The sequence below is a fragment of the Limnothrix sp. HT2024 genome (assembly GCF_059138625.1).
This window is the reverse complement of record NZ_CM181121.1, coordinates 1,626,605-1,648,906: the sequence shown is the minus strand read 5'-3', so window position 1 is coordinate 1,648,906 and position 22,302 is coordinate 1,626,605. Positions and strand designations below refer to the sequence as shown.

Below are 22,302 nucleotides of genomic sequence, written 5' to 3'. Positions count from 1 at the left end.
ATGCTCACCAGCATTAGGCCGAGGTGGGCAAATCTTGTACAAAATCGAGGGTGAAAGCCTTGCGATAATCAAGTGTTTTGGGATAGACCCCATACTCAACCATATTTTCAAAAAATTCCTTCCAGCGGGCTTCGGTCATGTAGCCAATACCGTTAGTAATTGCATCGCCCGAAAGCACAATGCCGTATTCCTTCAGCTTCCCGAGACCATAGATTAGGCGATCGTCCGTCATCTCCGGATAGTCTTTTTTAATCAATGCATTGCCGGGCGCTGGATCGGCTAAATAGCTATACCAACCTTTGGCAGAAGCCTGCACAAACCGTTTCACCACATCGGGCTTATCGGCAATCATTTGGGATGTGGTGTCAATGGTGGTGGCGTAGGGTTTATAGCCCACATCAGCCAGCAGGAAAACGCTGGGCTTGAAGCCGCCCTCTTTTTCGATGGTGTAGGGTTCTGAGGTGACAAATCCCTGCTGGGCGGAAGTTTTATCAGCCAAAAAGGGGGCGGGGTTAAAGTTATAAACCCGGCGCTGACTGTCCGTAAATCCATATTTTTTAGCCAACAGTCCCCAAAAATCTGAAACCGCTTGGGGCGTGACAAACAGGGGCTTTCCCTTCAATTCCGACAAATCTTTCACGCCGGGATGGGCCACAATGCAGCGGGGATCCTTTTGGAAATAGGCGGCGACGGTGATTTTGGGAACGCCTTCTGCGACGGCATTGAGGGCGATCGTGCTGTTGCTCATGGCAAAGTCCACCACTTTCCCAAACAGCAGTTGTGTGCCCGTGGCCGCCTGGGGGCCGCCCATCCGAATTTTTACATCCAGGCCATATTCCTTGTAAATACCGGTGGCCAGGGCTTGGTAAAAGCCGCCATGCTCCGCCTGGGCAACCCAGTCTGTGGCGAGGGTGACCCGATCGAGGCCCTTTTCACCGGTTGGGCTAGGTTCGCTGCTGGTGCTGTTGCCGCAGGCGGTGACCAAGCCGGAACTCAGGGCGATCGCCCCGTATTGCAGCAACCGACGACGGGTGAAGGCGGAATCGTTCAACGGAGACATAGGGTTAATTCACGAGAAACTTGAGGATTTTGAGTGCAACGGTTCGATCGGCCAGTCCTGGTCAGCCCTGCCCCTTGAATTCTAAACTTCCCATGCTTTACGCGGGATCCCAGCAGTTTTTAAAGCTGCGAGATCACAGCAAGCCCACGCTGCCATCGAGAGCAAGCGTGGGCTTTTGGAATCAGTTTTGTAAGATTCTTGGGGGGATGATTGGTTGCAGGGTTTGGATATCGTGGGAGCAAGGGGCTTAAGCCCCTTGTCTTTGTTGAGCACTGGAGCTGAGAGCACTGGAGCTGAGAGCACTGGGGCTGGCAGATTACAGATTTGGTGCTGATTCAAGCTATCCAGAGCCAGACTCGGGGTAACCACCCGGCCTAGCTGGTGAGGCTGCGGCGGCGGGATTGGGCTTCGTAGCTGGAGCCGATGTCGGTGCGAACGCGGCTCAGTTCCCAGCCTCGTTCCAGGCGATCGCGATAGGTATCCAAGCCTTCGTCGTCGGCCGCGCGATCGAGCACTTCCCGATAAATGCGGTGGATCGCCACTTGTGCTTCAGCGCTGTTGGCAATGGCCCAGCGCACCTTGCGCACTGACCAGCCCTGCTCCAGAGCGCGAACATAGGTACGCAAACCGGCCAGATCCGCCGGACGGCCCAGGACAGATTGATAGAGGCGATCGACCTCGGCCGCATGGCCAGGATCAATGCCCGTTGCCAACAGCGACTCATCCCAAGCACCGGCCACACTCACGTACTGAGCACCGGAATCCAGACAGAGGGACTGCTGGCGATTGCCCACGCAAAGGCTGCTGGCCTGGCTGGGCAAGGCGATCGCGCTGGCGGCGAGGGTGGTGGCCAGCACGGTACTGAGCGATCGACGGGGCGATCGGATCGGGAGCATTTGGAGCATCTCGTTGAGCTTCAGCATCAGATGCCAACCTAGGTTGCAAAGTCGGGTAGCAACGGCAAAGTCGTCCCCCCATTCTAAGGGGAAAGTTCCGAACCTCAAAAGGGATCCGGCACTTGTTCACGAAACTTTCACAGAGGTTCAATGAGGTTCAATGACGGGAATTGGATTGCCCAAAGACTCCGCGACGGAAACCCGATTTGAGCTGGGTGGGAGGTGTGTCCGCGCTGAATGTGGGCGCTAGGTCAAAAGACTTAGAGAAAACCCTAGAGAAGAAACATTAGAGAAAAACGGCTAATTTGGAACCTTCAGCGGTCTTTTGCACTTCAATGCGGGCGGTGAATGCCTCCTTGAGTTGGGGAATGTGGGTGACCGTGAGGATGCAACCAAAATCTGGGGCGATCGCATTAATGGCCGCTACCAATCGATCGCGCCCTGCATCATCCTGGGTGCCAAATCCTTCATCAATGATCAGGAGTTGCAGCGCCGTTCCCGATCGCTGGGCCAATAGTCGCGACAGGGCAAGCCGAATCGCAAAGTTAATCCGAAAGGATTCGCCACCGGAATAGGTTTCGTAGGGGCGAGTGCCTTGGGCATCGGCAATTTGAATTTCTAGGGTTTCGATGGTGGCGCTGGCTAAATCGGTTGCTTTCTGTCGCTTGGTTGCGGTTTTTTTGAGGCGTTGAGTCACAAAATTAATGTGCAGTTGGTTGGCACTTAATTGGGACAAAATTCGATTGGCTTCCGCTTCCAGTTGAGGCAAAAGGGTTTCGATCGCCAAGGCTTGAATTCCATTTTTGCCAAAGGCCTTGGCCAATTCGTCATAAACGCGCTGTTGATGATGTTTTTGTTGAAGCTGTTGTCGATCGCGCCCGATCTGCTCCGCTAATTGTTGTAGAAATTCCTGCCGTTGAGAAAGTTGGGCTTGCTTGGCCACCGTTGATTCGATCGCCCGTTGCAGATCATTGAGTTGCACATCAAGCTGTTGTAAGTCCTGGCTGGGATCCGGTTGGCTGGTCAGTTGCGCTTGCACCTCTGCCCACTGTTTTGCGAGTTGATTTTGGGTTTCGGTTTGGGTCTGTTGGGCTTGGGTAAGCTGCCGTTGTCGATCGAGCAGTTGGGGCGCTTCCTGTTGGCATTGACGCAGGGTTTCTGCTCGGGCTAACCACCCCTGAGCCGATCGCAATTTTGCCCGTACCTGTTCATGGTGATCGGGTTGATAATTCAGCGCTGCCAGTTGTTCCTTAATCAGGGCCAATTGGGCAGTTAATGAAGTAGGTTCAGCCGGGTCTAAATGACTGGCCAGGGTTTTTTGAAGTCGATCGCGCTCTGCCAATAACGCCGGTCGCCGCTGTTGCAATTGTTCTAGCTTTCGTTGGGCTTGGTTCAATTCATGCTGCTTCAGTTCGACCCACCGCCAGCGATCGACCTCAGCCCGCGCCAAGGCCAGGTTTCGATCGTCAAAATTCAAGGCTGTTAGGCGATCGTCTAACTCGGCTAGCTCATGGCGCAAATCTGGGAGCGATCGCCCCAATTCTGGTAACGGTTCGGGTACTGATCCACCCCGATCAAACCAATCCAAAGTCGCTGTCAGTTGGGCGATTGTGGCTTCCTGAGCCGCCAAGGAAATTTGCTCTTGCTCCAGGGTTTGCAGTTGTTCTTGCAGCTTGCCCCGTTCTTCAATCAAACTATTCAGGGGCTGCAATTCCTGTTTGAGGTCTCGATATTCCTGGCGCAAGATCTGAATTTCGCGTTCTGTCAAAGCCAACTGCTCCTGAAGCACCCACAGGCGATCGCGCAGTTCCGTTTCTTCGAGTTTTTGCTTGGCTTGCACTCGCTCCAGGTGATGTTGATCTAGGGGTTGATCGCACAGGGGACAAGCGCCATAGTCCTCTGATATTTCGTGAATTTCCTGATTTTGACTCTTCTGAATCGCCGGTTGCTCTGCCAGCAGGGTCATTTTTTCAGTCAGCTTTGCAAGCTGATTCTGTAAATCCACCTGCATTCCTGTTAAGCGATCAATAAACCCTTTTCGTTCAGTGCCTTTCTCTTGAACCCGATCTTGATAAACTTTGCGATTCTCAAGAGTTTGAATCCGTTGATCAATCTGTTCCCATTGCTGAACCAGTTGAGGACGACGCGCCACAGAAGCCATCGCTCGTTGCTGCAAATTCTGTAACTCTTCCAAACGAGCCACCAAGCGCGATCGCACCCGATCGCCCTCTTGAAAAAGCTGTTGCCGCCGTTGAACCAAGGGAGCTGCCTGGGTTTGCATTTGCTCCAATTGGTTTAAATGGTGGCGTGCGGTTTGCCACTGAGTTGCCGCCGCCTCCACCTCCGATCGCTGATTCAGAATGCTCTGTAATTCCTGTTCCTGTTGTGCCAAATCCTGCAAGCGACTATGCAACGTGCGCTGCTCATTTTCCAGTCGGTTCACTTCCCGATCGAGCGCTTGTTGTCGCTGGTTTTGCTCCGTTATCCATTGATGATACTGCTGGGATTTTTGACCCAATATTTCATCTTCCCGTTGCCATTGCTGAAGCTGCTGAATTCCCGCTTCAATTTCCGTTTGGGCGGCCAAGGTGCGATCAATTTCTGCTTGTCGGTGGGCCAGTCGTTGACCTTCCTGGGCCAACCGTTCCAGCTCTTGGCGAATGGTTTGTTGCTGCTGCTGAATCCATTGCAATTGTTGTTGCTGGGTTTGGCGTTGCGCTGCAATCGATCGCAACTGCTCCAGTCGGGCTTCTGCCTTTTGCCGATCGCCCCGTAGCGCTTTGAGCTGTTGTTCAACGGTGGCCAACTCTTGGGACAAACTAGCTCGATCGGCTAGCTTTTGCTCCTGGGATTGAATCGACTCCTCCAGTTGCTTGGTTTCACCCTTCAACAGCTTTGAGCGTTCCCTCGCCTGTTCTGCCAAATCATCGTATTGCCCCAGCTTCAACAAATCCGCCAAAATGTCCTTGCGATCGGCCGGTGTTTTCAACATGAATTCATCGGCTCGTCCCTGACGCAAATAGGCCGAATTAACAAAGGTGTCATAGTCCAGCCGCAAGCGCTGCAAAATAGCTGCTTGGGTCGCCCTTGCCCCCCGTTCCGTTAAGCTGCGAAAGGCCCATTGATCGGGATCGCCCTCATCGATCGCCATCTGAAATTCCAAAGCAGTGGTTTGGCCCAATCGGCGTGTTCGGATTACCCGATAAACCTCATGACCAAACCGAAAGGTAAAGTTAACGGTCGCTTCCGTTTCGCCCGCGAAAATTACATCATCTTCGGTGGAAGCGCGACTTTTACCCCAAATTGACCAAGCCATGGCTTCCAGTAGTGATGACTTCCCTGCACCATTGGCTCCACAAATACAAGCCGTTTGCAGCCCCCCAAAGTGTAGGGTTGCTTCTCGATAACTGAGGAAATTTTTGAGGATGAGCTGTTCGGGGATCACGGTTAACCTCTGCCCTGCCTCTCCCAACCCATTGCTGATGAATGAGCTGGATTAATCTTGCTGAATGAGTTACTTTTCAGGCTCATTTTGACATTTTTGGCACTCCTTTTGGGTGCTCATTCAAAAACAGGCTATAACCAGAAACGGCAGCCCCCGCATGGGGGGCGATCGCCCAAGCCCTGGCTCCGGGGCGACCTGGGCAACTGTCCAGCCCCCTTCAACACCTACCCTTCTCAACCACTGATCGTCTATTGATCGTCTATTTTTTAGGCTCTCTGAACCATGGCAAAAGTTGGCTATTTGGTTAACCGCCGCAGCGGCAAAAAGATTCGGGTTGGCGCTTGTGTCAAATCCACAAGCAAGCCGCCGAGATTTAGCCTGTTTCAGTCAAAACTTGGTGCTGATCAGTTGCCTAGCCGCGTTGATTTGCGTCAATATCTGACTCCCGTTGAAGATCAATCCACCGTCGGCAGTTGCACCGCCAACGCGATCGCCGGAGCTTATGAATATTTAGCGCAGCGGGCCAACGGAGAAGCGGGCGACATCAGCCGCCTGTTTATCTACTACAACACTCGACGCGCGGAAGGAACTGTGGGCGACGGTGGCAGTTCCATCAGCGGCAGCATCCAAGTGCTTGAAGAAGTGGGCGCTTGCACCGAAGAAACGTGGCCCTATGTTCCTGAAGAATTTGACACGGAACCCTCCCCAGAGGCTTACGAAGAAGCCCAGAATTTTTTGGTAGATGAAGCGCGTGAAATTCCCATTGATTTAGCAGCCATGAAAAGCTGTTTGGCGGAGGGTTATCCCTTTGCCTTTGGTTTGATTCTCTACGATTCTTTTAATCAAGCGGGAAAAGGCGGCCGCGTTCCGTTGCCCAGCCGCAATGAACAAGTTCGCGAAACCCACGGGGCCCATGCCATGCTCTGTGTGGGTTATTCCGATCGCAATGAAGCCTTTATTGTGCGCAATTCTTGGGGATCGGATTGGGGCGATCAAGGCTATTGCTATATCCCCTATGACTACATGATCAACACGGATTTGTGTTTCGATTGTTGGGCAATTCAGCAAGTTTCGGATCTGGATTTTTCGGCTGGCATCTACAGCGATGATGACGAAGAATTTGCCAGTGACTACAACTCTGAGGATGATGAGAGTGATTATGATTACTCAGAGGAAGAAGACGAAGGAATCAGCATCTCGGTAGACTACGACGGCGAAGAAGGCGACGAGGAAGAAGAATACGACGAAGAAGATTACGGAGATTCGGAGGAGGAAGAAGAAGATTACGAGGAAGAAGAAGAGGAGGAAGAAGATTACGAAGAAGAAGTAGAAGAGGACTACGAAGAAGAAGAGGAGGATTACGAGGAGGAGGAAGAAGATTACGAGGAAGAGGAGGAGGAAGAAGAAGAGTAAGTTGCTGATTGGGCATTCGCTCGATCGACCCTTTGGCTGTTCTCGGTTCTTCAGTGATTAATCAACGGATCGGCCGATCGAGAATTGACCGATCGACCGATCGGCTGTCTTGGGCAAGGGGCTTCAGCCCCTTGTCTGAAGTGGTTTCAAGGTTTTTCTCATGGGCTTTGCCATAGCCACTGGCCAGCCTCAATGTTGCAAAAGTTGGCGGGGACTCATGCAGGGCGATCGGGCCACGCGACACTAAGGGATGGTTCTTGTTCCCAGCGCCATGCAATCCACCGAGTTTTTGCCCCAACCCGCCACCAGCACCGCGCCCGAGGCCGCCCAAGCGACCCAAAATCGCAAGGCTGACCACCTGCGAGCCTGCTTGCAAGATGATGTGCAGTTCCGGCAGGTGGGTAGCGGCTTGGATCGCTACCGATTCGAGCATTGCTGTTTGCCGGAACTGGATCGATCGACCATTGATCCCAGCACTCAATTTTTGGGCAAACCGCTGCGGGCCCCGTTGCTGATTTCCTCCATGACCGGCGGCACAGACCAGGCAGAACAAATCAATCTGCGGTTGGCGGCGGCGGCCCAGCGCTGGGGCTTGGCCATGGGGGTTGGCTCACAGCGGGTGGCGGTGGAGCGGCCGGAGGTGCGCCGAACCTTTGCGGTGCGATCGGTTGCCCCAGACATTCCGCTGTTTGCCAACCTGGGGGCGGTGCAGCTTAACTATCGCTATGGTTTGGCTGAGTGCCAGTCCTTGGTGGATTGGTTGGAAGCAGATGCGTTGATTTTGCATCTGAACCCCTTGCAGGAGGCGGTGCAAACCAAGGGCGATCGCAACTTTGCGGGGTTGCTCGATCGAATCGCAGACCTTTGTGTCCAATTGCCCGTGCCTGTGATTGCCAAGGAGGTGGGCAACGGCATTTCGCGCACCATGGCTGAAAAGTTGATGGCGGCCGGTGTCCAGGCGATCGATGTGGCCGGAGCGGGGGGCACGTCTTGGGCCAAGGTGGAGAGCGTGCGGGCTTTGGATCCTAAACAGCGCCGCTTGGGCGAAACCTTCGGTGATTGGGGCATTCCCACGGCTGAATGCATCACTGCAATTCGGCAGGTGGCTCCAACGATTCCGCTCATTGCGTCCGGCGGTCTGCGCAATGGTTTGGATGCGGCTAAGGCGATCGCCCTCGGGGCAAATTTGGCGGGGTTCGCCATGCCCTTTTTACATGCGGCTAATGAGTCCGACAGTGCTTTGGATTTTCTGTGTGATGTGCTGATTGCGGAACTGGAAACCGCCATGTTTTGCACCGGCAATCGCACGATCGAGGATCTACAAACTCGCGGCCGACTGCAACTTCAGTAGGCAACTGTGCCTGATGGCAATTGCTTCTTGGGAGCTGAGGGGATGATCCCTTCAGCGATTCCTCAAGATGGGGTCAAATTGGATCGCTGCTTGAGCCAGACTTTAAAAATAGTAGAATTTTGAGTGATCACAATCACAATCAAAATGTAATTTGCAGTTTCCCGAGTTAGGGACGCGGCCCACTTTCCTTGGGCTAGGGATTAAGATCAAGATAGCAAGATAAAGATAGAATAAGTATAAGCTTCTGACGATTCATTGTAACCACTTCATCAGTGGCTTTTCTTTGCTTTTTTTGCTCTTGAAGAATGCGCCTCAAAAGGTGGCATTACTTTTTTCATGGCCTTTTTCAGGGCTGTTGGGATGGCTGTTGGGATGGCCTTGATGGGTGAGTCCTGAGTTCCTGGTGTTGAGTAGTTTGGCAAACGTTGCTCAACCCGATCGCCCCGAAGCTGCGACCAATGCCCTGTTCAAAATCACTGCCCGATCGTTGCTCTGGTGACCCAATGGGGAAGAGCGATCAGGCTTGAAATTCATCTTTTCCCGATCAATCTTCTCTCTAGCGTTAGGTTCATGACCAATTCCCAGGCGATTGCAGCCAACTCAGAACCCATTCGACGATTGGCGACGGGCAAGGCAGAATCCCCATCCCGGCCGTTTGATCCCGGATCGTTTCTAATTTTGGTGGTTGATGATGTCAGCCAAAATGTGCGCCTGTCGATCGAAATGCTAGATCAGGCGGGCTATGAAACCACATTTGCCATGACGGGAGCCGAAGCGTTGATGAGGGTGCAATCGGCCCAGCCGGATCTGATTTTGCTGGATTTGATGATGCCGGGAATGAGCGGTTTGCAACTGTGCGATCGCCTGAAAGACGATCCGACCCTGCGGGATATTCCCGTGTTGTTTGTCACGGCCAGCAACGAAGAGACCCACATGCTAGAAGCCTTTCAGCTTGGCGCTGTGGACTACATCACCAAGCCCTTTCGCTCGGCGGAACTCTTGGCTCGGGTGCGGGTGCATTTGGAACTCAAGCAAGCACGCGATCGCCTCAGTCAGGCCCTGAATGCCTTGCAACGAACCCACGCCCAACTGCAAAGCGCCTACACCGAATTGGGCCGCTTGGCCACCACCGATCCCCTGACCGGTTTGGCCAATCGTCGGCATTGGATGACCCTGGCCAAAAAGGAATTTCAGCGCAGTTGTCGCTACCAACATCCCCTTTCGGTGTTGATGTTGGATTTGGATCACTTCAAGGCCGTGAACGATACTTATGGCCATGCCGTGGGCGATTTGGCCTTGGCCACGGCCACCCAAGCCGCCAGCAGCATTTTGCGAACTCAGGATTGTCTGGGGCGCTATGGGGGTGAGGAATTTGTGATGCTGTTGCCGGAGACCGATGCGGCGGCCGCTGCGATCGTGGCGGAACGGATTCGCAAGGCGATCGCCGATCCGACCATCACCAGTTTGCCCAGCGCCCCGGGCTTAACCCTAACGGTCAGCATTGGCGGCACTAGTTGCCAGTCCACCGACACCTCGATCGAGGCGGCCTTAAACCGGGCCGATCGGGCCCTCTACCAAGCCAAAAACCGGGGCCGCAATCGAGTGATGATGGTGCTGTAGCGGCCGATTGTTTACGGTTGATTAACCCTCGGCAAGGGCCCACTGCTGGCCGAGGTGCGATAAACTGTTACGAAATGTAAAACTCAAAACGTAACAATTCAGGAACAAACCATGACTCAACCACAACCGACCACCACCCCCAACCTCGAAGAACCCAAATTTGGCTTCAATGACTATGCCGAGCGCCTGAATGGCCGCGCCGCCATGGTGGGTTTCCTGCTGGCTTTGGCGATCGAGGCGGTGACGGGTCAAGGGCTGTTGGCTTGGTTGGGCCTGCTGTAGGGGCCTGCTGTTGTCCGTTGCTTGGCAACCCGCTGCAACGGGTTGAGCTTGTTGAGCGGGATTTGCCAAGCCTAATCCTTTGCGAAATTAAGGGCGCAGCCCCTGCCCGATCGCTCGGCCCAAGAAGCGGGTGGGTGTGGCTGCGTCTCTTTTGTGGGCCGCGGATGGGCCGCTTCAAAAGCCGACAATGTTGAAGGCATTGATGCTGAAGATATTGACAGCAGCAGAAAAAATTTCTAGCAGCAGAAAGGTTTATACAATCAGAGTTAGGGGTGACGTGGCTAGGAATCAGCCATCGTGTGGGGACGACCCTGGGGATCAAAACCGCTGAGGACTAAACCGATGGGTAAGCGTTGGCCGCGGCTGTTGCAACAACGATATCGACGAGAGCCGATCGCCGCCTTCGTGCTAACCATGGGCCTGGTGCAGGTGACGATCGGGGGTGCAGATAGTGACGCAGGCTTGGCCGCTTTGGGGCTAATCTTTTTGGGCACGGCCGCTGCTCTCTATTGGCTGAAATATTCTGCGCGCGTGATTGACGCAGCCCGATCGCCCCGCATCACCTACCGCAGTTCCCGCCCCGATCGCTTGCCCGTTTTGCCCGCAGCCCCCCAGCTAACCCCGGTCTATTCAGATCGATCACGATCGCCCCTGCCGCCCTTGCGCCTCCGCGATCGCCCCAATTCCGCCGACTAGCCCTTGTCGCCAGCCTCCGCGATTCCCAGCCTTCTCGAATGAATCCAGAATTCTGAGCGAATCATCGTCCCGATCGAGCCGCATTGCATGAGCGATCTTTGCACCATCAGCCGTCGTGTCCAGTTTTCCGCAAGCTACCGTTACTGGTTGCCGGAACTGACGGAGGCGGAAAATCATCGACGGTTCGGGATCGCCGCTCGATCGCCCGGCAGCACCTTCACGCTTTGGGTGCAAGTCCAAGGGCCGATCGATCCCTTTGGCATGGTGGCCAACCTGTCCACCACCATCAAACGCGCCCTGCAACGGGAAGTGCTCGAACCCTTGCACGGAGCCAACCTCAACCAGATTTGGCCAGAATTTGCCAACACCCTACCCACCAGCGAGTGGCTGGCCCAGGTGCTGTGGCAGCGATTGGGCCAATGTTGGCAGCGGCAGGGTTTGCAACTGCGACAAGTGCAACTGTCGCCCGATCCCGGTTTAGTTGTGGAATATCGAGGGCAAGCTATGGAAGCTCATCTAACGGTTCATACGCACTTCAGCGCCGCCCATCGTTTGGCTTTGCCAACCCTAACTTTGGCTCAAAATAGCGAAATTTATGGCAAATGTTCCCGCCCCAGTGGCCATGGCCACAACTACCAATTGTGGGTGACGGTGCGCGGTCAAATTGACCCTAGAACGGGGATGGTTGTTGAACTCAACCGGCTCCATGATCTCATTGAAATGCAAGTGGTGGAGCCGCTTGATCACACCTTTTTAAATCAGGACATTGGCTACTTTCAAGACATTGTGCCCACGGCGGAAAATATTGCCGTTTATATTCGCGATCAACTGCTGGAACCAGTGCGAGAGTTGGGAGTGCAGTTGGTAAAAATTCGGCTGGATGAAACCGAAAATAATTCCTGCGAAGTGTATGTGCAAACGGAAGCCCCGTGGGTCGATCGCCCCGTGATCAGCGCGATCGACCAAGGAAAACCGGTGAGCGTAAGTGCAAACTAGGGCAGTCTGTGCGAGCTATTCAAACCGCACCGCCGTGCCACTCACCGCCACCATCAACATGCCGCCGCCGTTGGACAGGCTAATGGTTTCGTAATCAATATCAATGCCAATGATGCCGTTTGCCCCCAATTCGGTGGCAGCAGCTTTCATTTCATTCATGGCGATGTCTTTGGCCTTGCGCAGTTCTTTTTCGTAGGAACCCGATCGCCCGCCAATCACGTCTCGGATGCCAGCGAAAAAGTCCTTGAAGATGTTTGCCCCCAAGATCGCTTCGCCACTGACCACGCCGTAATAGAAAATGATGCGCTTGCCTTCGAGGCTGGAGGTTGTGGTTAGCAACATTTGGTAACTCCGGTAATCGGTTCCTTGATTGGGTTTCGCTTGATCTGATCTCTGTTGTAGCAAGGTGGATGGGCGATCGACCGAGGGGTTGTGGGGGAACGTTCACGAGTTTTGGTGGTTTTCACAGAAAAGACCCAGCTCCCCGATCGGGTCAATGGCCACTCAATCGCCACGAATGGCGGCAAACTTTGCTTGAATGGCCCGCAAATATTGCACGGGGTCTCAACCATGCTGGTACGAAAGTTGGGCGATTGCGAAGAATTTGTGGCGGGCGACAATTCGATTTTGCGAGAGCTGCTGCATCCCGACAAACAGCCGATCGACCTGCGCTATAGCTTGGCCCATGCCATTTTGCCCGTGGGCGAAACCTCGCTGCCCCACTCCCTGACCACCTCTGAGGTCTACTACATCATGGCGGGGCGGGGAGAAATGCACATCGATGGCGAGGTGCAAATCATTGAGCCGGGGGATGCGGTTTATATTCCGCCCAACGCTAAACAATTCGTGCGCAGCTTGGGGCCCGAGCCGCTGACCTTCATCTGTTTGGTGGATCCGGCCTGGCGTAAAGAGGATGAAACGGTTTACGAGAGCGAACCCTAGAGCTTGTCGCCAAATCGCCTGAAACCCTGATTCCACCGTTGACAGACCGAGAGGGACAAGGGGCTTAGGGCTTGTCGCCAAATCGCCTGAAACCCTGATTCCACCGTTGACAGACCGAGAAGGACAAGGGGCTTAGGGCTTGTCGCCAAATCGCCTGAAACCCTGATTTCACCGTTGACAGACCGAGAGGGACAAGGGGCTTAGGACTTGTCGCCAAATTGCCTGAAACCCTGATTCCACCGTTGACAGACCGAGAGGGACAAGGGGCTTAGGACTTGTCGCCAAATTGCCTGAAACCCTGATTCCACCGTTGACAGACCGAGAGGGACAAGGGGCTTAAGCCCCTTGTTACAGCGCTTGGGGCATGAAAAATCAACCGTTTTCGTCGCATCCCAAAAAATGACGATAGACCCTGACAACCTGTGCCAGTTGCAGGGGCGATCGAGTGTAGGTGGGTTGCTATTTTTGGTAAAAATTACTATAAATAAATTGACCGGCCACCCGTCAACGGCCGAAGCGGTGTGACTGCCTCAAGATCCCTCCTGGCGATCGCCCGATCGCTCCCCCAGTTATGTTGACCCTCACCACGCCCGACTTGGGGCCTGCAACCCTGGACGCTCAAGTGGGCAACAGCGCCCTGCTGACGGATCTGTATCAGTTGACGATGATCGCTTGCTATTGCGATCGGGCGGTGGAGCAACAAACCGCCAGTTTCGAGCTGTTTACGCGCCGGTTGCCCGATGGGTTTGGCTATTTGGTGGCCATGGGGTTGGAACAGGCTCTGCAATACCTGGAGCAGTTTCAGGTCAGCTCGTCCCAACAGGCCCAACTGCGGGCCACGGGGCTGTTTGACCATGCGCCCGATCGGTTTTGGGATTTGTTGGCAACGGCTCGGTTTACGGGAGACCTGTGGGCCGTGCCCGAAGGAACCGTGGTGTTTGCCCATGAACCGCTGCTGCGAATTGAGGCTCCCCTCTGGCAAGCCCAGTGGGTGGAAACCTATTTGTTAAATGTGCTGAACTATCAAACCCTGGTAGCTACGCGATCGGCCCGGCTGCGGGATGTGGCGGGCGATCGGGCGCAAATTTTGGAGTTTGGCACGCGGCGGGCCTTCAGTCCCCAGGCGGCCCTGTGGGGGGCGCGGGCGGCTTTGGCGGCCGGCTTGGATGCCACTTCCAATGTGGAGGCGGCGTTGCAGTTGGGGCGACAACCGGCGGGCACGATGGCCCATGCCCTGGTGATGGCCCTGGGGGCCTCCATGGGGTCGGAGCTGGCGGCGTTTGAGGCTTTTCAGGGCCTGTTTCCCAAGGGGGCGCTGCTGGTGGATACCTTTGACCCGGTGCGGGCGATCGAACAGTTGGCGGAGCGGGTGCGGGCCGGTGGGGCCCCCGTGCCGGCCATCCGGTTGGATTCGGGAGACTTGGTGAGCCTGTCACAGCTAGCGCGCGATCGATTGCCGGGAACGCAAATTTTGGTCAGCGGTGATTTGGATGAGGCAGAAATCGATCGCCTACGGGTGGCCGGCGCTGAGATTGATGGCTATGGCGTGGGCACCAAGTTGGTGACGGGCCAGCCGGTGAATGGGGTTTATAAGTTAGTGGAGTTGGCGGGGCAACCGGTGGCCAAGGGTTCCAGCGGCAAGGCCACCTATCCGGGCCGGAAACAGGTGCTGCGCGATCGGGATGAGGCGGGCCGCTGGTTGGGCGATCGGCTGGTGTTGGCCGATGAAGTGCCCCTGTCAGAATCGGGATTGTTGCGGCCCGTGATGCTTGCGGGACAACGGTTGACGGATCCAGAATCCCTGCTGACCATTGCCCAACGCACCCGATCGCAGGTTCAAAGCCTCCCGGAGGCGGTGCGATCGATCCATGACCCAACCCCAGTGCGGCCGGAACTGTCGCCTGCGCTACAATCGCTCACGACTCGGGTGCATCAGTCGATCCAAGCGGCTTCCTAAGCGGCTTCCCACGCTCCTTCCCAAACAGTCCCAAGGCCAGCACCCCAGTGATTGCCAATTCCGCTCCATCAACCCGTCATTGTCCATAAACCTGTATTCCTGCCGTTGTTTTGGCGGCCAGAATCCCATGATGTCGATCGCGTTGTTTGGAACCAGTGCAGATCCCCCAACCTACGGCCATCAGGCGATCGTTGCTTGGTTGGCCCAACGGTTCGATCGGGTTGCGGTTTGGGCTGCGGACAATCCCTTCAAAAGCCATCGTGCTCCCCTCGACTGTCGCACGGCCATGTTGCGGGTGTTGATCGAGTCGATCGAACCGCGGCCCGCCCATGTGCAGGTTTGTCCAGACCTGAGCCATCCGCGCACGGTGGTGGTGTTGGAACGGGCCCGGGAACGCTGGCCCAATGCCCAGTTCAGCCTCGTGATTGGGTCAGATTTGGTGGCCCAACTGCCCCGTTGGTATCGCTCGGCGGACATTCTGCAATTTGCCCAGTTGCTGGTGGTTCCCCGGCCGGGCTATCCCTTAGAAACGGCCGCGATCGAACATTTAGCCGACCTGGGAGCCAGGGTGCAGGTGGCTGACCTCAGCAGCCCCGCCAGCTCTTCCACCGCCTATCGGGAAGCGGGCGATCGCAACAGTATCCCCCCCGAAATTGAAGCCTATATTCGGGGTGAGCAGCTTTACCTATGGCAGAACGTCGGCTAGGTTCCCATCGCCTGAACGCAAAACTCAGCGCCAAGCTTAGTGCCCAACAGAGTGCTAAACACAGCCCTAAACAGAGTGCCAGACAGTCGCCCGCTCCCTTAGCTGGCGACTCCCTGGCCGATTTCAAAGTAGGGGTTGATAACGTCATTTTTTCCGTGGACAGCGACAAGCGCCGACTGTTGGTGTTGTTGGTGATGCGGCAACACGAACCCTTCGCCGGTTGTTGGAGCTTGCCCGGAACCCTGGTGCGCCAGGGCGAGACCCTGGAAGCGGCGGCCTATCGCGTCTTGGCGGAAAAAATTCGCGTTCGGCATCTATACCTAGAGCAGCTTTATACCTTTGGCGGGCCCGGCCGCGATCCCCGGGAAGCCGCCGACAGTTTCGGGGTGCGATACTTGTCCGTCAGCTACTTTGCCTTGGTGCGCTATGCGGAGGTGGAGGCGATCGCGGACTTTGCCACCGATGGGGCGATCGGGATTGCTTGGTATCCGTTCGATCGCCTGCCGGAACTGGCGTTTGATCACGATCGAATTGTGCAATATGGCTATCAACGATTGCGCAACAAATTGGAATACAGCCCGATCGCCTTTGATGTGTTGCCGGAATCCTTCACCCTCAGCGATCTCTATCAGCTTTACACCATTGTTTTAGGCGAAAACTTTTCGGACTATTCCAACTTCCGCAGCCGCTTGCTGAAGCTGGGAATTCTGTTGGATACGGGCGTGAAGGTGTCGCGCGGCGCGGGTCGCCCGGCCAGTCTTTATCAATTTGATGCGATCGCCTTTCAACAGTTGGAAAATAAGCCCCTAGTGTTTGTCTAAATCTTTGTCTAAATCTTGGGCAAAATCTTGGTCTAATAGTCCAAGTTGCCTGCAAAAACTCTGCAAAAAACTCCGATGACTGCGCCCAGTAACTCCCCCGAGCTTGACCAGTTGCCGGCCGATCGAGCCGGAAAACCAGCCCAGCCTTGGTTTTGGCTCCTGTGGGCCGGCTTTACGCTCTATGCCTTTCTGTTGGCTCCGCCCGATCGCCCGGATACCTTAGATCTGATCATTCGCCTTTCGACGGGGCAAATATCCGGCGAAAATCCGCTGATTGTGGCTCTGTTTAACCTGATGGGCATTTGGCCGTTGGTTTACTGCTGCTTGCTGTTTGCCGATGGGCGTGGGCAGCCAGTGCGCGCTTGGCCCTTCGCGATCGGGTCGATGGCGTTGGGGGCCTTTGCCCTGTTGCCGTACTTGGCCCTGCGGCGATCGAACCCACAGTTCACGGGCGAGCGATCGCGCCTGATTCGGTTCTGGGATTCCCGTTGGCTGGCCCTGGGTCTCGGTGTTGGGGCGATCGGGCTGCTGGGTTGGGGCCTGTTCCAAGGCAACTGGTCAGATTTTGGGCAACAGTGGCAAACCAGCCGATTCATCCATGTGATGAGCCTTGATTTTCTGATGCTTTCCCTGCTGTTTCCTGCCCTTGTGGGTGATGATTTGGCCCGACGCGGCTGGCATCAACAAACCCTGTGGAAGTGGCTAACATTTTTGCCGTTACTGGGGCCTTTGGCTTACCTTTGTTTTCGCCCACCGATTCAGGTAACAAATGAATAACTAGCAATTATTGGGGGAGTGAACTTGGTTGGCTTTTAGCAAATTTTCGGAATCTTTTTAGTCTTGCAGTCTTGTAGGTTGGGTTGAGGCACGAAACCCAACAACAGCAAGGTTGATGGTAGTCAAGTTGGGTTTCACAAAGCTCAACCCAATCTACCGACTTTTAGCGAATTTTTGAAGTCTCTTTAGAGCTTTTCAGAGTTTTCTTGAATTTTGCAAACTTTTCAAATCCTTTTGAAAATCTCAATCCCTTTTGGGCTGTTCAAGCATCTTTTGTAAGAGTGTTTTAACCCATGAAACGTCGCCATTTAATGCAGTCGATCGGGCTGGGTTCCGTGACGGCCACCGCTGCGGCCTGTGCCTCCAAACCCAGCGGCGGCCCGCCCGTTGCCGCCGATTTGCCCAGAATTCAATGGCGGGCGATCGCCAGTTGGCCCAAAGCCCTCGACACCATTTTTGGGGGCTTAGTCAGCATCTGCGATCGGGTCAAAGAACTCAGCGAGGGTCGATTCATCATCACGCCCCACACCGCTGGCGAAATCGTCGGCGCACTGGAAGTGATGGATGCAGTGCAATTAGGCGCTGCCGAATGTGGCCACAGTTCCAGCTATTACTATTTGGGCAAACATCGAGGACTTGCTTTTGGTACTTCAGTGCCCTTTGGCCTCACGGCCCAACAACAAAATGCTTGGCTCTATGCCGGAGGCGGCTTAACAGCGCTGCAAGCCATTTATCGCAGCTTTAACATCATCAATTTTCCCGCTGGCAACACGGGAACCCAAATGGGGGGCTGGTTTAAACGCGAAATTCAAACCCTCAGTGATTTGCAGGGTTTAAAAATGCGAATTCCCGGCCTCGGCGGCGAGGTAATGTCGCGATTGGGGGTGAATGTGCAGGTGTTGCCCGGTAGCGAAGTATTCTTAGCGCTCGATCGGGGAACCATTGACGCGGCCGAGTGGGTTGGTCCCTATGATGATGCGAAATTGGGACTGAACCGCGCCGCCCGTTTCTATTACTATCCCGGTTGGTGGGAACCTGGTAGCACGCTCGATTTCTTCGTCAATTTAGAAGCCTGGAATCGGTTGCCGAAAGCCTACCAACAGATGATTCAACTGGCAGCCCAAGAAGCCAACTATGCCATGTTGTCAAAATACGAAGCCCTTAATGCAGAAAGTCTCAAAACCCTCATTGCTAGCGGCACACAACTACGGCCCTATTCCACAGAAATTTTGAAAAAAGCCAAGACAGAAACAGAAGCGCTGTTTGCGGATTTGGCCCAGCGAGATACAAACTTCAAGGCCCTGTATGAGCCTTGGAAAAGCTTCCAACAATCGGTTATTCACTGGAACAACACCAATGAATGGGTTTTCGCAGAAGCAGTTAAACCTGAAACCCTCTAATTTTCCTTTCAATTTTCTCTTCCAATTTCCCCGTTTAAATCTATGCAGAATTGGCAACGGTGGCTTCAACAGCAACTCCCTCCCTGGTTGCGACTGGCTCGACAGATTGATCGCTGGAATTTTCGCTTGGGCCAAGCCATGGGCTGGTTGGTGGTGGCCATGCTGGCGATCGGGTCTTGGAATGTGATCGGTCGCTATTTGGGCCGGGCGATCGGGCGAAACCTCACCTCCAACACCAGCATTGAGTTGCAGTGGTATCTCTTTAGCGGTGTGTTCCTGCTTGGTGCTGCCTACACCATGCAGCGAAATGGCCATGTGCGGGTAGATGTGTTCTATAAAAATTGGTCGCCCCGCACCCAGGCGATCGCCAATTTAGCCGGAACCATCCTATTTTTAATTCCCTTTTCAATGCTGATTTTAGTGGCTTCTTGGCAATGGACTGCCAATGCTTGGATTGTTCAAGAACTCTCGCCCGATCCCGGTGGCCTGCCGCGTTATCCCATCAAAGGATTGATTTTAATTAGTTTTGTGGTTTTGATCATTCAAGGAATTTCAGAAATCATTAAAAACCTGGCAATTATTGCCGGGTTGGGTACAGATCACTTGCCGCAACCGATCGCCCACTCGATCGCCCCCCATCAACCCAGTCAACCATTGGAGAACCCATCGGAGGGCGATCGCTAATGGAAACCCTTGGATTTGACTGGCTGGGGCCCCTCATGTTTTTGGGGGCGCTGCTCTTTTTATCCCTCGGCTATCCCGTCGCCTTTTCCTTGGGTGGGGTTGCCATTGTTTTTGCCCTGATTGGGATCAATGTCGATGCGTTTGAGCCAAGCTTTTTAGCTGCCTTGCCCAGCCGCATTTTTGACATTATGAAAAACTACACGTTGTTGGCCATTCCTTATTTTATTTTTCTAGGATCCGTTCTGGAAAAGTCAGGAATTGCCGAGCAACTGTTAGAAACCGTCGGAATTTTATTTGGCCGCTTGCGGGGGGGCTTGGCCCTGGCGGTGGTGGTGGTGGGGGCAATGCTGGCGGCCACAACGGGAGTCGTGGCGGCAACGGTTGTGGCCATGGGTCTCATTTCTCTGCCCATCATGCTGCGCTATGGCTACAATCGCGAGCTGGCCACGGGGGTGATTGCTGCTTCCGGAACCTTGGGGCAAATCATTCCGCCCAGTGTGGTGCTGGTGGTGCTGGGAGACCAATTGGGCGTTTCGGTGGGCAATTTGTTCTTGGGGGCAGTGATTCCCGGACTGATGATGGCGGGGGCCTTTGCCTTGCATGTGTTGCTGGTGGCCTTTTTGAAGCCGGAGGCCGCGCCGGCCCTGCCGCCGGAGGTTTGCCAAATACCGCGCCGAGAATTGCGACAACGGGTGGTGCAGTCCATGCTGCCCCCCTTGGTGCTGATTTTGTTGGTGTTGGGGAGCATTTTCTTTGGCATTGCCACCCCCACGGAGGCGGGCGCGGTGGGTTCCTTGGGGGCGATCGCCCTGGCCCTGTTGAACCGCCAATTCAGTTGGGCTGCCCTGCGGGACTGCTGCGAGGCTACCCTGCGCATTTCCAGCATGGCCCTATTTATTTTGATTGGTTCAACGGCCTTCAGCCTGGTGTTTCGGGGTCTCCACGGCGATCGGTTCATGTTTGAAATTTTGTCGAACTTGCCGGGTGAGGGAGTCGGCTTCCTGGCGCTCAATATGTTGGTGGTTTTCCTGCTGGGGTTCTTTATTGACTTCTTTGAAATCGCCTTTATTGTGGTTCCGATTTTTGCTCCCGTTGCTAAAGCCCTTGGGTTCAATATGATTTGGTACGGGGTAATTTTGGGGGCAAATTTGCAAACTTCCTTCCTCACACCACCCTTTGGATTTGCCCTGTTTTATCTACGGGGTGTTGCTCCTGCCATTGTCAAAACGGAGGAGCTATATCGAGGGGTAATTCCCTTTATTGCTCTGCAACTGCTGGTGTTGCTGATGATTATTCTGTTTCCGGATTTGGTGATGTGGTTACCGTCTCTCAGCTTTGATTAGATCTCTTTCGCAAATCAGTAAAAAGCCTTCATTCTCTTCTCAAAATCCGCTGATCAACGCTCATTTTGTAGGATCGCGGCTGCCTTAATTCTCTGGGTCAAAGCCGCAGAGACAGTCGTCATAACAAGGGGCTTAAGCCCCTTGCTGTCTAACGAGTTGCTAACATTAGTAGTCATTCGACGGGAAAACCAGGCAAAGAAAGTTAGGAATTTAGAGCCGGGCGATCGCGCTGTTGATCTTGGCGAGAATACACTTGGCCATCATCCCAAAGACCAACCAAAGCCGTGATTAAAGCTTTGGCAAAACCCATGCAATAGCAGCCAAAGCGCACCAGAACTTTCAGAGGTGAGCCGCTCTTGTAGCAGGGGGGATGGCCCAGAACATGACAGTCAAATAACTTGGCGAAAAAGCGAATTTGTTGCCCAAGGCTGAGGTGTTTGAATCCGAGCCAAAAATGGTTGTGGTAAAAGGTGGTTTGATAGCCGATCGAACGGGTGCTGATGTCATGGCAACCGCCGGTTTCTTCGCCCAAATGCACCAAATGGGCGGCGGGGTCGTACCAAATTTTGAAGCCGGTTTTGCGCAGGCTTAAGCAAAAATCGGACTCTTCACGGACAGCGCTGCCCCGATAGCGTTCATCAAATCGCAGGCCGTGCTGCACAAACAGGTTGCGCCGAAAGGACATGTTGCAGCCTCGGGCCGTGATCACCGGTTGGGGCTGGGTGGCCCGCACCAGGTCAATGTGATACCAGGCGATCGCGGGGTCGGAGGCTTCCGGCACTTGGTAATCAAATTCGCCCACATGCTTGGTGCATTCTTGCTCCAATTTCATGCGATCGAATACGCGCCCGGCCACCGCTCCAATGTGGGGATCGCCATAGTTGGCCACATGGGCCGCAATAAAACCCGGCTCCAGGCGCACATCGTCATCAATAAAAATCAGAATTTCACCGCTCGATCGCCGGGCCGCAAAGTTTCGGGCCCCTGGCAAGCTCGCCCACCGCAGGCGATGCCATTGAATTTTGCCCCCGTCGGCCCATTGGGCCAGTTTTGCTTCGGTTTCGGGCAGGTGCTGCGGGGTCTGGTCAACGACGATCACTTCAAAATCAGGATAGTCCTGGGCTAGAACATCCTCGATCGAGGTGCAAAGCACTTGTTCGCGCCCGTAGGTGGGCACAATGACTGAAACCTTTGGCAACTGAGAAACCTGACTCATGTCCGCAACCGTGGGGGATGGCTAGGATGGCTGGAGCGATTCGATCGAACCGTAAATCTTAATCCAAGAGCATCCGAGCGTTGTCCGGTGAAGGGCCGCTAGGGGCGGGGGCGGTTAACATACCGCGCCGCGATCGCCCCGCCAATGAACCCGAAAAGATGCATTTGCCAGGACACGCCCGAGCGCAACGGTAGCACCCCAAAGATCAAACTGCCATAGAGGCTGAAGATAAAAATCGAAAGCAAAATACCGCTGGCACTGCGTTCAAACCAACCCCGAAACAGCACGTAGCTGAGATAGCCAAACACCAAACCACTTGCGCCAATGTGGATGGAGTTGCTGGGGCCAATTAACCAGGTTCCCAAACCGCTAAGCAGGGCGATCGCGCCGGTCACTTTCCAAAAGGTTTCGCGCCCACGCACCAACACCAACCAACCCAGCACCCCTAGGGGCACGGTGTTGGCCATCAAATGGGCCAAGTCGCCATGGAGCAAGGGGGCAAAGACAATCCCCCGCAGGCCGATGATATTGCGGGGAACAATGCCTAATACATCGAGATAGCCCCGAAAAACGAACTGATCAACAATTTCCAGCAGCCACAGGAGGCCAATCAGCGATGCCAAAAATCGCCCTTGGGATTTGAGTTCTTCGGTCACATGCTCAAGGAGTGATTACTGAAATTGACGATTGGAAATGA

General features: G+C 54.5%; 21 protein-coding genes. 14 read left to right on the top strand and 7 right to left on the bottom strand.

Annotated elements, in window-relative coordinates:
* Positions 1-13: 13 nt before the first annotated feature.
* The 3 genes from AC2IAX_RS06640 to AC2IAX_RS06630 form a co-directional block, all read right to left on the bottom strand.
* On the bottom strand, positions 14-1,060 hold the full coding sequence (locus tag AC2IAX_RS06640) for an ABC transporter substrate-binding protein (protein WP_494389867.1): 1,047 nt from the start codon (positions 1,058-1,060) through the stop codon (positions 14-16).
* A gap of 374 nt (positions 1,061-1,434) precedes the next feature.
* A complete protein-coding gene (locus AC2IAX_RS06635) occupies positions 1,435-1,983 on the bottom strand; it encodes a DUF4214 domain-containing protein (RefSeq protein WP_494389866.1) in 549 nt (182 codons plus the stop codon).
* Positions 1,984-2,242: 259 nt separating this feature from the next.
* Positions 2,243-5,401, bottom strand: a complete 3,159-nt coding sequence (locus AC2IAX_RS06630) for an AAA family ATPase (protein ID WP_494389865.1) — start codon at positions 5,399-5,401, stop codon at positions 2,243-2,245.
* A gap of 282 nt (positions 5,402-5,683) precedes the next feature.
* On the opposite strand from AC2IAX_RS06630, the gene AC2IAX_RS06625 reads away from it, so the two are divergent.
* Positions 5,684-6,814: a C1 family peptidase gene (locus AC2IAX_RS06625; RefSeq protein WP_494389864.1), complete on the top strand. Its 1,131-nt coding sequence runs from the start codon at positions 5,684-5,686 to the stop codon at positions 6,812-6,814.
* A 61-nt stretch (positions 6,815-6,875) separates the two neighbouring features.
* On the opposite strand, the gene AC2IAX_RS06620 is transcribed toward AC2IAX_RS06625, so the two are convergent.
* A complete protein-coding gene (locus AC2IAX_RS06620) occupies positions 6,876-7,058 on the bottom strand; it encodes a hypothetical protein (RefSeq protein WP_494389863.1) in 183 nt (60 codons plus the stop codon).
* Positions 7,059-7,085: 27 nt separating this feature from the next.
* On the opposite strand from AC2IAX_RS06620, the gene fni reads away from it, so the two are divergent.
* The 5 genes from fni to AC2IAX_RS06595 all read left to right on the top strand — a co-directional run bounded on the left by fni (position 7,086) and on the right by AC2IAX_RS06595 (position 11,759).
* Positions 7,086-8,165 carry a type 2 isopentenyl-diphosphate Delta-isomerase gene (fni, locus tag AC2IAX_RS06615; protein ID WP_494389862.1) on the top strand — a complete coding sequence of 360 codons (1,080 nt, stop codon included), beginning with the start codon at positions 7,086-7,088 and terminating at the stop codon, positions 8,163-8,165.
* Positions 8,166-8,735: 570 nt separating this feature from the next.
* On the top strand, positions 8,736-9,785 hold the full coding sequence (locus AC2IAX_RS06610) for a diguanylate cyclase (RefSeq protein ID WP_494389861.1): 1,050 nt from the start codon (positions 8,736-8,738) through the stop codon (positions 9,783-9,785).
* A 111-nt stretch (positions 9,786-9,896) separates the two neighbouring features.
* Positions 9,897-10,067: a chlorophyll a/b-binding protein gene (locus AC2IAX_RS06605; protein ID WP_099534942.1), complete on the top strand. Its 171-nt coding sequence runs from the start codon at positions 9,897-9,899 to the stop codon at positions 10,065-10,067.
* Positions 10,068-10,409: 342 nt separating this feature from the next.
* Positions 10,410-10,763: a hypothetical protein gene (locus tag AC2IAX_RS06600; protein WP_494389860.1), complete on the top strand. Its 354-nt coding sequence runs from the start codon at positions 10,410-10,412 to the stop codon at positions 10,761-10,763.
* A gap of 87 nt (positions 10,764-10,850) precedes the next feature.
* Entirely contained in the window at positions 10,851-11,759 is a 909-nt protein-coding gene (locus AC2IAX_RS06595) for a 6-carboxytetrahydropterin synthase (protein WP_494389859.1), read from the top strand.
* Positions 11,760-11,774: 15 nt separating this feature from the next.
* Here AC2IAX_RS06595 and AC2IAX_RS06590 read toward each other — a convergent pair whose 3' ends face one another.
* Entirely contained in the window at positions 11,775-12,101 is a 327-nt protein-coding gene (locus AC2IAX_RS06590; protein ID WP_494389858.1) for a heavy metal-binding domain-containing protein, read from the bottom strand.
* Between the two features lie 228 nt (positions 12,102-12,329).
* Here AC2IAX_RS06590 and AC2IAX_RS06585 point away from each other — a divergent pair, with 228 nt between their 5' ends.
* The 8 genes from AC2IAX_RS06585 to AC2IAX_RS06550 all read left to right on the top strand — a co-directional run bounded on the left by AC2IAX_RS06585 (position 12,330) and on the right by AC2IAX_RS06550 (position 20,389).
* Positions 12,330-12,701: a cupin domain-containing protein gene (locus tag AC2IAX_RS06585; protein ID WP_494389857.1), complete on the top strand. Its 372-nt coding sequence runs from the start codon at positions 12,330-12,332 to the stop codon at positions 12,699-12,701.
* A 571-nt stretch (positions 12,702-13,272) separates the two neighbouring features.
* The gene (locus AC2IAX_RS06580) at positions 13,273-14,658 is read left to right on the top strand and encodes a nicotinate phosphoribosyltransferase (protein ID WP_494389856.1); all 1,386 of its coding nucleotides are present in this window, start codon (positions 13,273-13,275) and stop codon (positions 14,656-14,658) included.
* Between the two features lie 127 nt (positions 14,659-14,785).
* On the top strand, positions 14,786-15,364 hold the full coding sequence (locus AC2IAX_RS06575) for a nicotinate-nucleotide adenylyltransferase (protein WP_494389855.1): 579 nt from the start codon (positions 14,786-14,788) through the stop codon (positions 15,362-15,364).
* Positions 15,346-16,185 (top strand): NUDIX hydrolase, encoded by an 840-nt coding sequence (locus tag AC2IAX_RS06570; protein WP_494389854.1) that lies wholly within the window; start codon positions 15,346-15,348, stop codon positions 16,183-16,185. The genes AC2IAX_RS06575 and AC2IAX_RS06570 overlap by 19 nt, the downstream gene beginning before the upstream one ends.
* Positions 16,186-16,260: 75 nt before the next feature.
* Positions 16,261-16,962 carry a DUF2834 domain-containing protein gene (locus tag AC2IAX_RS06565; protein WP_494389853.1) on the top strand — a complete coding sequence of 234 codons (702 nt, stop codon included), beginning with the start codon at positions 16,261-16,263 and terminating at the stop codon, positions 16,960-16,962.
* 293 nt (positions 16,963-17,255) lie between these two features.
* On the top strand, positions 17,256-18,362 hold the full coding sequence (locus AC2IAX_RS06560; RefSeq protein WP_494389852.1) for a TRAP transporter substrate-binding protein: 1,107 nt from the start codon (positions 17,256-17,258) through the stop codon (positions 18,360-18,362).
* Between the two features lie 42 nt (positions 18,363-18,404).
* Positions 18,405-19,046 carry a TRAP transporter small permease subunit gene (locus AC2IAX_RS06555; protein ID WP_494389851.1) on the top strand — a complete coding sequence of 214 codons (642 nt, stop codon included), beginning with the start codon at positions 18,405-18,407 and terminating at the stop codon, positions 19,044-19,046.
* Positions 19,046-20,389 carry a TRAP transporter large permease gene (locus AC2IAX_RS06550; protein WP_494389850.1) on the top strand — a complete coding sequence of 448 codons (1,344 nt, stop codon included), beginning with the start codon at positions 19,046-19,048 and terminating at the stop codon, positions 20,387-20,389. Before AC2IAX_RS06555 ends, AC2IAX_RS06550 begins: the two co-directional genes overlap by 1 nt.
* 202 nt (positions 20,390-20,591) lie before the next feature.
* Here AC2IAX_RS06550 and hpsN read toward each other — a convergent pair whose 3' ends face one another.
* On the bottom strand, positions 20,592-21,605 hold the full coding sequence (gene hpsN / locus AC2IAX_RS06545) for a hormogonium polysaccharide biosynthesis glycosyltransferase HpsN (RefSeq protein ID WP_494389849.1): 1,014 nt from the start codon (positions 21,603-21,605) through the stop codon (positions 20,592-20,594).
* Between the two features lie 98 nt (positions 21,606-21,703).
* Complete coding sequence (locus tag AC2IAX_RS06540; protein WP_494389848.1) at positions 21,704-22,261, bottom strand: rhomboid family intramembrane serine protease; 558 nt, start codon at positions 22,259-22,261, stop codon at positions 21,704-21,706.
* Positions 22,262-22,302: the final 41 nt, after the last annotated feature.

Bases quoted from the DNA above. Each gene is read 5' to 3' on its own strand.
- AC2IAX_RS06555 (WP_494389851.1), top strand. From the start codon at position 18,405: ATGCAGAATTGGCAACGGTGGCTTCAACAGCAACTCCCTCCCTGGTTG.
- AC2IAX_RS06560 (WP_494389852.1), top strand. From the start codon at position 17,256: ATGAAACGTCGCCATTTAATGCAGTCGATCGGGCTGGGTTCCGTGACG.
- hpsN (WP_494389849.1), bottom strand. From the start codon at position 21,605: ATGAGTCAGGTTTCTCAGTTGCCAAAGGTTTCAGTCATTGTGCCCACC.
- AC2IAX_RS06580 (WP_494389856.1), top strand. From the start codon at position 13,273: ATGTTGACCCTCACCACGCCCGACTTGGGGCCTGCAACCCTGGACGCT.
- AC2IAX_RS06590 (WP_494389858.1), bottom strand. From the start codon at position 12,101: ATGTTGCTAACCACAACCTCCAGCCTCGAAGGCAAGCGCATCATTTTC.
- AC2IAX_RS06565 (WP_494389853.1), top strand. From the start codon at position 16,261: ATGACTGCGCCCAGTAACTCCCCCGAGCTTGACCAGTTGCCGGCCGAT.
- AC2IAX_RS06600 (WP_494389860.1), top strand. From the start codon at position 10,410: ATGGGTAAGCGTTGGCCGCGGCTGTTGCAACAACGATATCGACGAGAG.
- AC2IAX_RS06595 (WP_494389859.1), top strand. From the start codon at position 10,851: ATGAGCGATCTTTGCACCATCAGCCGTCGTGTCCAGTTTTCCGCAAGC.
- AC2IAX_RS06585 (WP_494389857.1), top strand. From the start codon at position 12,330: ATGCTGGTACGAAAGTTGGGCGATTGCGAAGAATTTGTGGCGGGCGAC.
- AC2IAX_RS06635 (WP_494389866.1), bottom strand. From the start codon at position 1,983: ATGCTGAAGCTCAACGAGATGCTCCAAATGCTCCCGATCCGATCGCCC.
- AC2IAX_RS06605 (WP_099534942.1), top strand. From the start codon at position 9,897: ATGACTCAACCACAACCGACCACCACCCCCAACCTCGAAGAACCCAAA.
- AC2IAX_RS06640 (WP_494389867.1), bottom strand. From the start codon at position 1,060: ATGTCTCCGTTGAACGATTCCGCCTTCACCCGTCGTCGGTTGCTGCAA.
- AC2IAX_RS06550 (WP_494389850.1), top strand. From the start codon at position 19,046: ATGGAAACCCTTGGATTTGACTGGCTGGGGCCCCTCATGTTTTTGGGG.
- AC2IAX_RS06575 (WP_494389855.1), top strand. From the start codon at position 14,786: ATGATGTCGATCGCGTTGTTTGGAACCAGTGCAGATCCCCCAACCTAC.
- AC2IAX_RS06625 (WP_494389864.1), top strand. From the start codon at position 5,684: ATGGCAAAAGTTGGCTATTTGGTTAACCGCCGCAGCGGCAAAAAGATT.
- fni (WP_494389862.1), top strand. From the start codon at position 7,086: ATGCAATCCACCGAGTTTTTGCCCCAACCCGCCACCAGCACCGCGCCC.
- AC2IAX_RS06570 (WP_494389854.1), top strand. From the start codon at position 15,346: ATGGCAGAACGTCGGCTAGGTTCCCATCGCCTGAACGCAAAACTCAGC.
- AC2IAX_RS06610 (WP_494389861.1), top strand. From the start codon at position 8,736: ATGACCAATTCCCAGGCGATTGCAGCCAACTCAGAACCCATTCGACGA.